The organism is Pseudomaricurvus albidus, assembly GCF_018863235.1.
GTDB classification, from domain to species: Bacteria; Pseudomonadota; Gammaproteobacteria; order Pseudomonadales; family Cellvibrionaceae; genus Pseudomaricurvus; species Pseudomaricurvus albidus.
In genome coordinates, this window is record NZ_JAHKRS010000002.1 from 90,889 (window position 1) to 103,959 (window position 13,071).

At 53.0% G+C, this 13,071-nt stretch carries 14 protein-coding genes; 11 read left to right on the forward strand and 3 right to left on the reverse strand.

Features of this window, described 5'->3' with window-relative positions; translation table 11 throughout:
- The first annotated feature begins 27 nt into the window (after nucleotides 1–27).
- The 4 genes from KOI40_RS03745 (at nucleotide 28) to KOI40_RS03760 (ending at nucleotide 2,525) form a co-directional block, all read left to right on the forward strand.
- Entirely contained in the window at nucleotides 28–498 is a 471-nt protein-coding gene (locus KOI40_RS03745; RefSeq protein ID WP_216096131.1) for an EVE domain-containing protein, read from the forward strand.
- The gene (locus KOI40_RS03750; RefSeq protein WP_216096132.1) at nucleotides 495–1,418 is read left to right on the forward strand and encodes a ChaN family lipoprotein; all 924 of its coding nucleotides are present in this window, start codon (nucleotides 495–497) and stop codon (nucleotides 1,416–1,418) included. Before KOI40_RS03745 ends, KOI40_RS03750 begins: the two co-directional genes overlap by 4 nt.
- Nucleotides 1,419–1,526: 108 nt before the next feature.
- The gene (locus tag KOI40_RS03755) at nucleotides 1,527–2,000 is read left to right on the forward strand and encodes a CBS domain-containing protein (RefSeq protein WP_216096133.1); all 474 of its coding nucleotides are present in this window, start codon (nucleotides 1,527–1,529) and stop codon (nucleotides 1,998–2,000) included.
- Nucleotides 2,001–2,144: 144 nt separating this feature from the next.
- Nucleotides 2,145–2,525: a SpoIIAA family protein gene (locus KOI40_RS03760; protein WP_216096134.1), complete on the forward strand. Its 381-nt coding sequence runs from the start codon at nucleotides 2,145–2,147 to the stop codon at nucleotides 2,523–2,525.
- A 58-nt stretch (nucleotides 2,526–2,583) separates the two neighbouring features.
- Here the strand turns inward: KOI40_RS03760 and KOI40_RS03765 are convergent, their stop codons facing one another.
- A complete protein-coding gene (locus KOI40_RS03765) occupies nucleotides 2,584–3,606 on the reverse strand; it encodes a zinc-binding alcohol dehydrogenase family protein (protein ID WP_216096135.1) in 1,023 nt (340 codons plus the stop codon).
- A 465-nt stretch (nucleotides 3,607–4,071) separates the two neighbouring features.
- Between KOI40_RS03765 and KOI40_RS03770 the strand changes: the two genes are divergently transcribed.
- Nucleotides 4,072–4,278, forward strand: coding sequence for a cold-shock protein (locus KOI40_RS03770; RefSeq protein ID WP_167187766.1), 207 nt, complete (start codon nucleotides 4,072–4,074; stop codon nucleotides 4,276–4,278).
- A 143-nt stretch (nucleotides 4,279–4,421) separates the two neighbouring features.
- Here KOI40_RS03770 and KOI40_RS03775 read toward each other — a convergent pair whose 3' ends face one another.
- On the reverse strand, nucleotides 4,422–5,993 hold the full coding sequence (locus KOI40_RS03775) for an alanine/glycine:cation symporter family protein (protein ID WP_216096136.1): 1,572 nt from the start codon (nucleotides 5,991–5,993) through the stop codon (nucleotides 4,422–4,424).
- 360 nt (nucleotides 5,994–6,353) lie between these two features.
- On the opposite strand from KOI40_RS03775, the gene KOI40_RS18585 reads away from it, so the two are divergent.
- The 6 genes from KOI40_RS18585 to KOI40_RS03800 all read left to right on the forward strand — a co-directional run bounded on the left by KOI40_RS18585 (nucleotide 6,354) and on the right by KOI40_RS03800 (nucleotide 12,456).
- Nucleotides 6,354–6,479: a hypothetical protein gene (locus KOI40_RS18585; protein ID WP_255568219.1), complete on the forward strand. Its 126-nt coding sequence runs from the start codon at nucleotides 6,354–6,356 to the stop codon at nucleotides 6,477–6,479.
- A gap of 57 nt (nucleotides 6,480–6,536) precedes the next feature.
- Nucleotides 6,537–7,904, forward strand: a complete 1,368-nt coding sequence (safD, locus tag KOI40_RS03780) for a sulfoacetaldehyde dehydrogenase SafD (protein WP_216096137.1) — start codon at nucleotides 6,537–6,539, stop codon at nucleotides 7,902–7,904.
- A gap of 162 nt (nucleotides 7,905–8,066) precedes the next feature.
- The gene (gene pdxR, locus KOI40_RS03785; protein WP_216096138.1) at nucleotides 8,067–9,593 is read left to right on the forward strand and encodes a MocR-like pyridoxine biosynthesis transcription factor PdxR; all 1,527 of its coding nucleotides are present in this window, start codon (nucleotides 8,067–8,069) and stop codon (nucleotides 9,591–9,593) included.
- Nucleotides 9,594–9,749: 156 nt separating this feature from the next.
- Nucleotides 9,750–10,163, forward strand: a complete 414-nt coding sequence (locus tag KOI40_RS03790) for a hypothetical protein (RefSeq protein WP_216096139.1) — start codon at nucleotides 9,750–9,752, stop codon at nucleotides 10,161–10,163.
- A gap of 57 nt (nucleotides 10,164–10,220) precedes the next feature.
- Entirely contained in the window at nucleotides 10,221–11,804 is a 1,584-nt protein-coding gene (gene gshA / locus KOI40_RS03795) for a glutamate--cysteine ligase (RefSeq protein WP_216096140.1), read from the forward strand.
- A 49-nt stretch (nucleotides 11,805–11,853) separates the two neighbouring features.
- Nucleotides 11,854–12,456: an acyl carrier protein phosphodiesterase gene (locus KOI40_RS03800; protein ID WP_216096141.1), complete on the forward strand. Its 603-nt coding sequence runs from the start codon at nucleotides 11,854–11,856 to the stop codon at nucleotides 12,454–12,456.
- Nucleotides 12,457–12,481: 25 nt separating this feature from the next.
- Here KOI40_RS03800 and KOI40_RS03805 read toward each other — a convergent pair whose 3' ends face one another.
- On the reverse strand, nucleotides 12,482–13,039 hold the full coding sequence (locus KOI40_RS03805) for a DUF4136 domain-containing protein (RefSeq protein WP_216096142.1): 558 nt from the start codon (nucleotides 13,037–13,039) through the stop codon (nucleotides 12,482–12,484).
- Nucleotides 13,040–13,071: the final 32 nt, after the last annotated feature.

Here is a 13,071-nt window from a genome sequence, read left to right on the forward strand (position 1 = left end):
ACTCGACCCTGGAGGCGCAGTGGCGTTATGAATTATTGGTTGTTCAAGTCCGAGCCGGACGAGTTTGGTATTGATGATCTCGCCGCTTGCAAACGCGAGCGGTGGGATGGTATCCGCAATTATCAGGCTCGCAATCTTTTGCGTGATCAGGTGGCGGTGGGCGATCAGGTGTTGCTCTATCACAGCAGCTGTAAAACCGTGGGAGTGGCGGGCATTGCTGAAGTGGTGAAGGAGGCTTATCCCGATCCGCTGCAATTTGATCCGGACAGTAAATATTTCGACCCCAAGTCGTCGCCGGATAATCCTCGCTGGATCTCGGTCGATATCGCGTATGTTGAAAAGTTTCCCCGCGTATTACCGCTCGCCAGTATCAAATCGAATCCGCAGTTAGAGGAGATGGTGCTGGTCAAGCAGGGACGCCTGTCGATACAGCCGGTGACCGCCCACGAGTGGCAGGTGATACTTGGGATGGTTAACCGTGGACGGACTGATGCATGAGCATCAGCCGTGCGGTACTTTGCTGGTGTCTGTTGCTGACAGTGCCTTCTGCGCTGTGTGTTGCCGCTGAATGGCAGTCGCCTCTGTTGCAAACACATCCACTGGTGGGGCAGATCGTTGAACGACAAAGCGGGCAAGTCATTGCCTACCGGGAACTCATCGCTCGATTAGAGCAGTACCCCATGATTCTGATCGGTGAAAAACATGACAATCCCGATCACCATCGCTTTGAATCCCGATTGCTTGAATCTCTCGTTACAGCCCAGACTGCGGTGGCGTTTGAAATGCTGGACGATGGTTACACCCCCGCGCTGGAAGCTCTGCCTGATGACCTCTCCCTGGCAGAGCTAAAGACCGCATTGCGGTGGCCGGAGCACGGCTGGAGCTGGGACGACTATGGTCCTTTGCTGTCGCAAGTGTTGCAGCAGGGTGGGCAAATCAAGTCAGCAAATATCGATCGGTCACAAATGATGGCGATCTACCGGGAAGGCTCTTCGGCACTCAGTGATCAACGCCGATTTGCCTCTGTGGCGCGAGTAGGTGACGACTTGCAAAAGCCTATTATGAATCTCGTGTTTGAGTCTCATTGCGGCAAGATGGCAAAAGAAAAACTGCAACCCATGGTGGATATCCAGTTGGCCAAGGACGCAAGCATGGCCGCTGCGCTGGCTGGTCAGGGTGACACGGTTAAACCGCTCAGAAGCATCCTGATTACTGGTGGCATCCACGCTCGCAAGGACGTCGGGGTGCCCCGACATCTGCCCGCAAAGACCCGGGCTGTGACACTGTTGATGATTGAAGTGGATGAGCAGCGTACCGAGGCCGGAGAATACCCCGCAATTCAACAGAATCAGGCGGATTATGTCTGGTTCTCCCCCATGTTCACCGATGAGGATTATTGTTCCCGTTTGAGTGAGTAGTTACTGCCAGGTCTTCGAAAGTGATGACATCCGGTGAATTTTGAAATTCACAGAGCCGGTGATAGTCTTAAGACAGAGACTCAAACAGCATCCTCCGGAGAATGGCTCATGAAAACCGATCTTTGTGCTCAAGATGTGATGACTCCTCAGGTATTGATGGCCTATGAAGGTTGGTCGATCAAACGCCTGTCTGACTTCTTTGTGAAGAATAAAATCAGCGGTGCCCCGGTGATCGCCAGTGACCACAGTCTGGTGGGGGTGGTGACCGTGACCGATATCCTGTCGTTCGAGAATAAAAGCTCCGAGGAAAAAGGCGAACTGCTGCAAGAGGTCTACGCAGAGTACGTGGGCCAGATCTATGATGACACTGTTCTGCAGACCATGATGTCAAAAGCTGATGAAAACTGTACGGTCAATCAGGTGATGACCAATCATGTGATTAAGATCGATGGTAAGGCCAGTCTCCAGGAAGTGGCTTACGTGATGTTGCAACATGGTATCCGTCGTATCTTTGTGACGCAAAATGGCATTATCTGCGGCGTCATCAGCACTCGCAATATCCTCTCGGCGATCGCCCGGTAGTCGCCCTTTTCCTTTCTGCAATCAGTCCCGCTGAGGGGCTGACATACGCCGTCTATACTGACCCTATTCAATCCCGTATTTGGGCAATAACCGAAATGTTACGGCTTGTCCTGTTATTCACCATGTCATAGGAGGGAAGATGGTATGCAAATTGAAAAGCACGGTTTGTCTGTGGGTATCGAGCGTGTCGGCAAGACGTTTTTTCTGATGATCACCGCCGTGGGCAAACTGACGCACGAAGATTATGAAATCATGACGCCCATGATCGATTCTGCTCTCGAAGGGGTTAAAGATCCGACAGTGAATGTCCTGTTTGATGCTTCCGGTCTGGAGGGGTGGGAGGCGAGAGCCGCCTGGGATGATTTCAAGCTGGGACTCAAGCACGGTAACGCGTTCAACAAAATTGCGCTGTGTACCAATAAACGCTGGTTGGAAGTGGGTGCCAAAATAGCTGGCTGGTTTGTCTCTGGTGAAGTAAAGACCTTTGACAGTCTCAGCGCTGCGTTAAACTGGTTAAATGAATAAGATGAGTGCCGGGCTTGCCGACGGTGGCAAGCCCGGCGTGTCGGTTTTAATCCGCGCGTCATTCCCAGTGGGTTAAGACAACCTTGCCAATGGCTTTGCCGCTTTCCAGAAGTCCGTGAACCCGGCGCAGGTTTTGTGCGTTGATGGGCTTGATGCACTCTTTCATGGTGCCCTGTAACTCACCTTGATCAATGCCCGCAGCGATCCTGTTGAGCAGCTTTTGTTGCTCAATCATGTCGTCCGTCTGAAACATGGCTCTGGTGAACATGAATTCCCAGGAGAAACTGGCGCTCTTGCTTTTCAGCAGGCCCAGGTCGACCGGGTGTTCTGTTTCAACAATAGAGCAGATATGACCCTGAGGGGCGATGGCATTCGCCATGGCTTGCCAGTGCTGGTCGGTAGCGTTGAGGCAAAGGATGTAATCGACGGTCTCAATATTGAGAGTTTTCAGCTCCTCATCCAGCGGCTTGCGGTGGTTGATCACCTGGTCGGCCCCCATTTGCTTCACCCAGTTGATGGTGTCGTCTCTGGACGCGGTCGCGATCACATTCAATTGGGCTAATTGTTTGGCCAATTGAATCGCAATCGAACCGACGCCACCGGCCGCGCCAATGATCAGAATGCTTTTATTGGCGTCCTGACCTTCCGGGCAAATGCCCATGCGCTCGAACAGGGCCTCCCAGGCGGTAATGCTGGTGAGAGGCAGGGCGGCTGCCTGGGCAAAATCCAGCGTGTTGGGCATTTTTCCGGTAATGCGTTCATCCACCAGCTGCAGTTCGCTGTTGCTGCCTGCACGGGTGATGTCGCCGGCGTAGTAGACCCGGTCTCCCACCTTGTAGTGTTCCACATCGGATCCCAAGGCTACTACTTCACCCGCCGCGTCCCACCCCAGCACCCGTGGAGAGCTTTCTGTCTGGTCTTTAGGGGAGCGCACCTTGGTGTCCACCGGATTGACCGAGATGGCTTTAACGGCCACCAGCAGGTCATGACCAGCTGGTGCATGCGGTTGATCAATGTCGACATCGATCAGAGCGTTTTCATCATCAATGGGTAAATACTGATATAAGCCGACAGCTTTCATTGAGGAGTCTCCACGAGTATGAGTGTTCGTTCTTGATGTGAGGGAATTGGTCTGCCCCGGATATTGGCAGAGGATAGAGTATTGGCGTGAAATTAGTAACTGATCGTTTGAGACTGTCCTGAAATGGTGATTTTCATTAGGCGTTTGGTTATTTCAGGTGCACGGGAAAAGGGCGTAAAAGGCCACCAAAGGCGATTCTGACGACTATTTTGAGGTAATCACTGTTTGAGTGTCAGTTATTGTAAATAACAGTTGACTCGGTCGCAGTCTTGTTTATAAGCTAAGGGTCGCTTGAAAGTGCGACTGAATATTTATGCACACCATTTCGAAGTCCGTATTGAGTACCTCGTCCTGTTTTCATAAGTAAATAGCAACACACTTCAGCACAGCCGCCTTTGGGGTTCTGGTTACGGGGCTCTGTTAAAGGCAAATCATTACTATTGAAGAAAGATTAGGATATTACTAATGTCAAAGACTACCGGTACGGTTAAATGGTTCAACGAATCTAAAGGTTTTGGTTTCATCGAGCAAGAGTCTGGTCCAGACGTTTTCGCTCACTTCAGCGCTATTCAGGGTTCAGGTTTCAAAACTCTGGCTGAAGGCCAAAAAGTTGAGTTCACTGTAACTCAAGGTCAAAAAGGCCCACAGGCCGAGGACATCGTTCCTCTGTAAGTCTCAGACCTTCTGAGATGAACTAAAAAAGGAGGCTTAAAGCCTCCTTTTTTGTGTCTGCATGTTTTGTGACGGATTATGCAGTCCCTGTTTATTCTCCTCAACCGGCCATCGCTGACCGGTGAGTGTCATCCTCTTTCAATCTACGCTGCTTCGGCCTCTTTGCTGACACCGGTCGCACTCGCTCCATTCACTTGGCGGCGGCTGGCGATCTCACCGCTCTTCACTTTGGCCAGATACTCGTTGACTTCGCGCTTCACCTCCGGAGCGTAGAGATACAATCCAATGATGTTGGGCACGGCAATCAGGAAAACGATGGCATCGGAGAAGTTCAGTACCGAGGTGAGGTTGGTCATACAGCCCAGCATGATGAACAGACAAAACACCGTTTTGAAAATGTTCTGGCTGAATGTGGCCTCGCCAAACAGATAGGTCCAGCCCTTTAAGCCGTAATAAGACCAGGAGATGGCGGTGGAGAAGGCAAACAACAACCCGGCGATGGCCAGAGGGTAGGGCGCCCAGCTGATGTGATGTTCAAACGCTGCGGATGTCAGGGCAATGCCTTCAAGGCCGGTATCCATCAGCCCATGAGGGTAGGCGGTGGTGATAATCACCAGAGACGTCAGGGTGCAGATCACAATGGTGTCAATAAACGGTTCCAGCAGTGAAACAATACCCTCTGATGCGGGTTGATCGGTTTGCACGGCGGAGTGAGCAATTGAGGCGGAACCAATGCCGGCTTCGTTGGAGAACAGTGCGCGCTGAAACCCGACAATCATGGCGCCAATCATGCCGCCGGTCATGCCATCACTGGTAAAAGCGCCGGTGAACATCATGCCGAAAGCGGCTGGGATGTACTCAGCGCTCATGGCAATGATCACAATGGCCGAAACGACATAAAGCACGGCCATAAAAGGAACCACTTTACCGGCTACGCGGGCAATCGATCTAATGCCACCCAAAATCACTGCCCCAATGATCAGTGCTAACACCAGACCGAATAACCAGCCTTTGTCCGCAAAGAAGCTGGAATCGTCGCCTGTGATGTTCACGAACTGCACATAGGCCTGATTGGATTGAAACATGTTGCCGATGCCGAAACAGCCAACTACCAGAGCCAGTGCATAAAAGCCACCTAGCAGTTTGCCGGCTCCGGGCATGTTGCGCTTGGCCAAAAAGGCTTCCAGGTAGTACATGGGGCCGCCGGAAACAGAGCCATCCGGGTTTTGTCGGCGGTATTTAACCCCCAGGGTACATTCTGCCAGCTTGGTGGACATGGCCAGAAAACCTGCGACGATCAGCCAGAAAGCCGCGCCGGGTCCGCCAATGGATATCGCTACTGCGACACCGCCAATGTTACCGATGCCGACGGTACCGGAAACGGCGGTTGCGACAGCCTGAAAGTGAGAAATCTCACCGGAATGGGAGGCGTTGTGATAGTCACCACGGACGAGTTTGATCGCGTGACCAAAAGCCCGTACGTTCATAAAGCCCAGATAGAGCGTGAAAAAAGTAGCGGCAATGGCCAGCCATAGGACAATAAGAGGAATGTCGTGACCAAACAGGTTGGCTTTATAGAAAATAAAATCAGAAAGTCCAGAGCTGAGCGGGGAAATCCACTGATTAATGGTCTCGTCCAGTCCTTCGGCAAAGGACGGCGCAGAGAGTGTGGATAAGCCCAAAAGCCATCCGGTTTGCGAGTGATACGTCGACATAGGTTTTATTTGCTCCCCTATTTAAAAAGGTTGGCTTTGCATGTTTTTGGGTAAGATCAAAGGCATGCAAACCCTCACTCGTTAACCCTAACCTCTAAGGTAAACTGCGGATAAGTCCAGTTGAACCGTTTTTAGTGGACCAGCGTGGAATTTTTCTTGAATTGCACCAATATAAGTGCTTTTTTCTGGGTGTGCACACTTGTGGTGCAATAAGGGGTGGTGCTTTTTGACAGTGACGTTTTTTCTGCTCATTTTTTAGGCTGGTCTGATAAAAAAAACAGTCCTGGATCTGTGGACATGCCTGGCACTTGATTACAGTGCAACCTCCCGCATGGTTGTGAACACTGACTGGTTATGGAAATGCCCGAACTGTCATGCGCAGCCATTGCCGTCCTCGCCGTGTTGATCGCGGTAATACGTTTTTTTTCAGTTGGCGGCCGCCGGCTGATCTTGAGAAAAGTTGATGGTGTGCTGTTTTTGCCGTGAATACCGTGCTGAAGAATTCTGCGAAACGAATCACTGGTTTTATAGAGGAATGAGATTTTGACTAATTATCAGGTAATTAACCCGTTTAATCATGAGCTGTTGGGCGAGTACGACTACGATAGCTGGCAAGTCGTACTGAATAAGCTGCAACTGCTCAAGCAGGGCAGGCGTACCTTGCGGGATATTCCTGCATTCCGTCGCGCGGAAATTCTTCGCCGTCTTGCTGAGCTGATGGAAGAGCGCGCCGAACAAATGGCTGAGTTGATTACCCGAGAGACGGGAAAGACCATATCGGACAGCCGAGTCGAAATGACCCGTGCCATCAATGCTGCAATCGCCAGTGCAGAAGAAGCGCGTCAAATCAGCGGTGAAACACTGGACTCCGATGCCTATGCGCCAGCCCGTGGAAAAATCGGTGTGGTGTGCTGGCGTCCATTGGGTACGATACTGTGTATTACGCCGTTTAATTTCCCGATCAATATTGCGCTGCACAAGATCGGTCCTGCCTTTGCCGCAGGCAATAGCATTCTGTTTAAGCCGGGTCCTCAGAATACCGCTTCCTCCCGGTTGCTGGTTGAGTTGTGTTATGAGGCTGGCATTCCTGAAGATGTCCTGCAGATCTCAGTGCCGGAGCTGTCCGATATGGCGGCGCTGGTTGCCCACGAAGATGTGAGTGCGATCAACTTCACCGGCGGGACTGCCGCTGCCAACGCCATTGCGGCGGCTGCCGGCTATAAAAAGTTACTGCTGGAGCTGGGCGGAAACGATCCGTTGATTGTGATGCCTGATGCCGATTTGGAAGCTGCAGTGGCGGCGTCCATCAATCAGCGTTTTGCCACGGCAGGTCAGCGTTGCACCGCGGCCAAGCGTTTGTTCGTGCACGCGGATGTGTACGACGCATTCCGCGATTTGCTGGTCGAGAAAAGTGCTGCGTTGAAAGTGGGCGATCCTTTGGAAGACGACACTTTTGTCGGGCCGGTCATTCATCAGCCGGCTGCCGATGAAATTCGCCAGCGCATTGAAGACGCAATTGCGCGCGGCGCTACTGTTGCGTTGGGGAATCAGTACGAAGGTGCTCTGGTTTACCCGACCATCCTGGAAAATGTCGCGGTTGATTGCGACCTGATGGTCGAAGAGACCTTTGGCCCGGTGATGCCTCTTTGCCGTTTTGACTCGGTAGAAGACATCGTGCCGTTGATCAACAATACCGCTTATGGTCTTCAGGCGGGAATTTTTACCCAGAATCTGGGTGTGATTCGCTACCTGTTTGAAGAGCTGGATGTGGGCACCCTGGCCACCAACGACGGCCCCGGATTCCGAACTGAACACTTCCCGTTTGGCGGCGTGAAAGAGAGTGGTGTTGGTCGTGAAGGGATCAAATACGCGATTCGTGAAATGAGCTATATTAAGACGCTCGTGATCTGATCGGCTGAAGTCGAGTATACTCATGCTCTCTCAGGGTTGAGTGTAGAGAATGCCGGGAAAATGGCACAGATTGGCAGTAATGCCGACTGTGCCATTTTCCGTTGTACGGCAGGGCAGCAGTGTACAAATGGCAGTCGTTGTCCTGAAAACAGGTAGAACCCAGTGCTTGAACAACTGATACACCTTGATAAATCCAGCAGTGATAACCTGAAGCAGCAAATTCGCAAGGCGTTGGCTGTGGCGATTCTCGATGGCCATATTCCTCTGGATCAGCCTATTCCATCCAGCCGCAAGCTGTCGCAGGCACTGTCAGTATCCCGGCAAACGGTGATGTTTGCCTATGAAGATCTGGTTGAAGACGGTTATATCATTGCCCGTGAGCGGCGTGGGTATTTTGTCAATCCGTCGATTCTCGATGGTCGGGTGAAGCTGAATACGCGCACTGAAATGGCCAGCGGTGAAGGGGACACCTTGTCATCACTGGTCGAGGCAAAAGCCCCTGACTGGGTGGAGCGTTTTGCCAGCCAACCCAGTCAGCAGCGCAACATCGACAAGCCGTCCGATTGGCAGCGCTATGAGTATCCGTTTCTGTCCGGTCAGATAGACCCGAAAGCTTTTCCGCTGGCAGAATGGCGTGAGTGCTCCAAGCAGGCACTCAGTGTACTCGCGGTAAGGGACTGGACCGGCGATTGTATGGACGCCGATGATCCCATGCTGATTGAACAGATTCGCTCGCGGGTTCTGCCCCGTCGCGGTATCTGGGCCAAACCGGAAGAAATCCTGGTGACGGTGGGCACTCAGCATTCGCTGTATCTGTTGTCTGCCTTGCTGGCAAAACCCGGCAAGAAAATGGCCATGGAAAATCCCGGTTATCCCGACGCCCGTAATATCTTTTCTCTGCATTTTGGCGAAACCGTACCTCAGCCCGTAGATAATTACGGATTGGTACTGGGAGATTCACTGCGCGAGTGCGATTACGTCTACACGACCCCCAGTCACCACTGGCCAACCTCTGTAACCATGCCCATCGAGCGACGAAAAGAGTTGCTGGCGCTGGCTGAAAAAGATGACCTGGTGATCATCGAAGACGATTATGAGATCGAAACCAATTACATCGACGATCCGCTGCCGGCCCTGAAAAGCCTCGATACCAGTGGTCGCGTGATTTATATGAGCAGCTTGTCAAAAGTGCTGGCCCCGGGGTTGCGCCTGGGGTTTATGGTGGCACCCGCGCCTCTGATTGAGGAGGCGCGGGTGTTGCGACGTTTGATGATGCGTCACCCTCCCATGAACAATCAGCGGATGACGGCGCTGTTCCTTTCCCGCGGGCACTATGATGCCCTGCTCAAGCGCCTGTGGCGCAAGTACAAGCGCAACTGGGCAAAGATTACCCGGGCCATAGAGCGCTATATTCCATCCAATCAGCAGCGGCCGGTGTTTGGCGGCACCACCTGTTGGGTGCGCGGTCCTGAGGGGCTGGATTGCCATGAACTCCGTCGCGTTGCTGCCGAAAGGGGCATATTGGTGGAGTTGGGCGATATCGCGTTTAATGAGAGCGCCGGTAGTCAGGGCGCGCCGCCAAAAAATTACTTCCGGCTGGGATTTACCGTGATCCCGGAAGAGAAGATTGAGCCCGGTATCAAGATGATTGCAGAGCTGATTGAAGAGCTCACCGGAACCGGGAGCTAGTCTCTCCCGGCGCCCGCCTCTCTGGAACCGAGGTTTTTTTCCGGTTACACTCGCCATTTACAGACTGTCGGGTCTGTTTGTCGAGCGACTCAGACTTGCATCGGCGAATCCTCCCGCAGTATAGATTCCGCAACAGAGGTCGGGTTTCGAGTCTTCATGAGCACTATTTTCCTGCTGCAAAACCAGCACAAGCACCTGTTGAACAAGCAGGGTGAATGGGTGGATGGCCGCGAGGCCAATACCTTGTTTCGTACCCCTCATCGCGACGAAGCACTCAATCAAATGATCGAGGTGAACGCACGCGACTATACTTTGCGTATCAAGATTCTTGAGTGCTCTCTGAGTGATCGCGGGCTTCCCCTCTTGAAGGATGAGGATTTGCCCCCATTAGGAGATCCTAGTACCGCACTGGAGGCAGAGGCAGGTCAGTTGTCCCCTGAAGAGGGTGATTCTTCCGCCACTATTGAAGCCGCTGAAAACCAGCCGGCAGACACGACTCCAGATGCCACTCCGGTGGAATTTGAAGCAGACGACGAGGCCGATAAAACAGAGGCTGCCTCACTGTTTTAAGTTTGGATAAGACCCACCCCGCCGCACGGCTTCTGTGCGGCCCACGAGGGAAACGGTTTGTCTTTATTGAACCAACGACTGGCGGTGCTGGCTGAGCCCGCCAATAGCAAGCTGACGCGCGTCTTTAAAGGTCTCGAAAAAGAAAGTCTGCGCATCACTCCCGAGGGCACCCTGGCACAAACACCGCACCCGCGTGGCCTGGGATCCGCCATGACTCACCCCTCCATTACCACCGATTACAGTGAGGCCCTGCTGGAATTCATTACCCCCCCGACCGAGAGCAGCCAGCAAGTGCTGGACGATCTGGACCGGGTTCAGCGCTTCACGTATCAACAGCTCGATAACGAGCATCTTTGGGTGGCGAGCATGCCGTGCATGCTCACCGGCGATGAAACGATTCCTGTCGGTCAGTACGGCAGCTCGAACCCCGGCAAGATGAAAACCATCTACCGTCTGGGATTGGGTGAACGCTATGGTCGCTCGATGCAAACCATTGCCGGCATACATTACAATTTTTCCCTGAGCGATGAATTCTGGTCATTCTGGCATCAGCGCGAAGGCGCGGCAGAGACTCTGCAAACCTATAAAAATCGCCGCTATTTCGATCTGATCCGTAATTTCCGTCGCAACTTCTGGCTGTTGTTGTATCTGTTTGGCGCTTCTCCGGCGGTGTGCCGCAGTTTCGTCAAGGATCGTGAGCACAATCTGCAACCGTTTGGCGATGATGACCACAGCCTGCACGAGCCTTATGGGACTTCGCTGCGCATGGGCAATCTGGGCTATCAAAGCAGTGCACAGGATTCGCTGGTGGTGTGTTACAACAATCTGGACACCTACCTGCAAACCCTCTGCGGTGCCATTACCCAGCCACATCCAGAGTATGTGGCCAAAGGCCTGAAGGATGAGCAGGGGAACTACAAACAGCTCAATACCAGTTTGCTGCAGATTGAAAACGAGTTTTACAGCACCATCCGACCCAAGCGTTCCGCCCGTTCCGGAGAGACTGCTTTGGGAGCACTGAATGATCGCGGAGTGGAATACATTGAAGTCCGCTGCATCGATCTCAACCCTTATGAGCCTCTGGGGCTCAACCGCGAGCAAATCGAATTTCTCGATGCCTTCTTGCTCTATTGTCTGTTGAGCGAAAGTCCGGAAACCGACAACGTGAAATACCGCCGCGCGCAAGAAAACCAGCGCCTTATGGTCACCCGGGGGCGCGACCCCGACATGCGTCTGCAGACAGCGGCAGGCGATGTATCTCCAGTGCAATGGGGCAATGCGTTGCTGGATGATATGGCTCGTGTGGCGGACTTGCTGGATACCAGTTACGACACTCAAGCTTATACGGCTGCGGTTGAAGCTCAGCGTATCAAGCTGGAAAAACCGGAGCTCATCCCTTCCGCGAAAATTCTGGCGGATATGAAGGCCAGTGGTGAGACTTTCTTCCGTTTTGCCATGAAGCAGTCACTCAAGCACAGCCAGGCTTATGCCAAGCGTCCACTGTCTGATGAAGAGTTCAGACAGATGCAGCATGAGGCGGAGGCGTCACTGCAGGCTCAGGCCGAACTGGATGCCGCGCCTCAGGTGGATTTTGAGGAATACCTGCAGGCTTACTACGCGCAATACACCTGTTGCCAGTAGCAGCTGTTGTCAGCCGCTGTCCATGAGCTATCTGTTCTGAGAGCGATCCATGAATTACCTGGCTCACATCTTTCTTTCGGGACCTGACCCGCAATGGCAGTTGGGCGGATTTCTGGGGGACTTCGTCAAGGGGCCACTGCCGGAAGTACTGCCCGATAATCAAGGCAGTCACTGGGCACCGGGTGTGGTGTCAGGTATTCAGTTGCATCGGCAGCTGGATGCCTATGTGGACAGCTGGCCAGAGTATCAGGCCTGTCTGGAGGTGTTGGGACGGGATTACCGACGGGTTGGTGGCATCGCACTGGATGTGTTCTTTGATCATTTGCTGGTGCGTCACTGGTCCCGCTTTTCAGAGGTTCCTCTGGCTGAATTCAGTCAGGCTTTTTATCAGTTGTGTGCCCGTCATCAGTCGCGGCTGCCGGAATCGGCCGCCCGATTCATTCATCGCGCTGCGATCAATGATTTGTTCCAGGGTTATGGTCGTGAAGATATGTTTCTGCCGGTGCTGGAGCGTATCGACCAGCGCATTCGCTTTGACACCAATCTGTTGCCGGCAGGTGAGGCTGTGCTGAATCAGTATCCGGAACTGGAGGCGCGTTTTTTGCGCTGGATGCCGCAACTCGTGGACAAGGCCGCCGAGTTGCGCAAATGATCATGGCTTAGTTGGCTTAGTTGGCTTAGTTGGCTTTGGGGATTTCCTTGCCCAGTTTGGCTGCCAGCTTGTTGGCGTGAACTTTAAATGTCGTCGCTGACTCTTCGGTTTCAATCTTGCGAGAGGCGCCGGCTTGCCAGGCGATGGATTCGTCGCTGTTGCGGGTCAGGGTCAGAATCACCAGTCCGCGCTGTATCAGACTGACCATGCCGGTGGGGTGTTCCCAACCGTCGTAGACCGGCTCACCGGTTTCATCCAGGTGCCAGCCCAATCCGGGTGAGTCATTGGCGGCCGGGTCTTCCACTGGGATCATGCTGATGCGGTAATCGACGGTGAAGTCGGCGTTATCACTGGCCGAGACATAACCCTTGTTGTGCAGGTGGGCGGTAATGGCTTCGCGAAATGCCTGATCGAAGGCGTCCTGATTTTTGCTGTCAGATGCGACTACCGGTTCCCACTGAAAGGTTTTCAGGCCTTCGAGCTTGGTGGATGAGGTTTGCATTTCCTGGTAGGCGACGGGATTGCACGCCGACAGGCAAGCAGCCAAAAAGGTGATGAGCAACACTGGGGAAAATAAACGCATCGTGACGGTTCCATATCGTGAATAAAAAGATA

Excerpts from the sequence above, each read along its gene's own strand:
- KOI40_RS03745 (WP_216096131.1), top strand. The coding sequence starts at position 28 with ATGAATTATTGGTTGTTCAAGTCCGAGCCGGACGAGTTTGGTATTGAT.
- KOI40_RS03750 (WP_216096132.1), top strand. The coding sequence starts at position 495 with ATGAGCATCAGCCGTGCGGTACTTTGCTGGTGTCTGTTGCTGACAGTG.
- KOI40_RS03755 (WP_216096133.1), top strand. The coding sequence starts at position 1,527 with ATGAAAACCGATCTTTGTGCTCAAGATGTGATGACTCCTCAGGTATTG.
- KOI40_RS03760 (WP_216096134.1), top strand. The coding sequence starts at position 2,145 with ATGCAAATTGAAAAGCACGGTTTGTCTGTGGGTATCGAGCGTGTCGGC.
- KOI40_RS03765 (WP_216096135.1), bottom strand. The coding sequence starts at position 3,606 with ATGAAAGCTGTCGGCTTATATCAGTATTTACCCATTGATGATGAAAAC.
- KOI40_RS03770 (WP_167187766.1), top strand. The coding sequence starts at position 4,072 with ATGTCAAAGACTACCGGTACGGTTAAATGGTTCAACGAATCTAAAGGT.
- KOI40_RS03775 (WP_216096136.1), bottom strand. The coding sequence starts at position 5,993 with ATGTCGACGTATCACTCGCAAACCGGATGGCTTTTGGGCTTATCCACA.
- KOI40_RS18585 (WP_255568219.1), top strand. The coding sequence starts at position 6,354 with ATGCCCGAACTGTCATGCGCAGCCATTGCCGTCCTCGCCGTGTTGATC.
- KOI40_RS03790 (WP_216096139.1), top strand. The coding sequence starts at position 9,750 with ATGAGCACTATTTTCCTGCTGCAAAACCAGCACAAGCACCTGTTGAAC.
- KOI40_RS03800 (WP_216096141.1), top strand. The coding sequence starts at position 11,854 with ATGAATTACCTGGCTCACATCTTTCTTTCGGGACCTGACCCGCAATGG.
- KOI40_RS03805 (WP_216096142.1), bottom strand. The coding sequence starts at position 13,039 with ATGCGTTTATTTTCCCCAGTGTTGCTCATCACCTTTTTGGCTGCTTGC.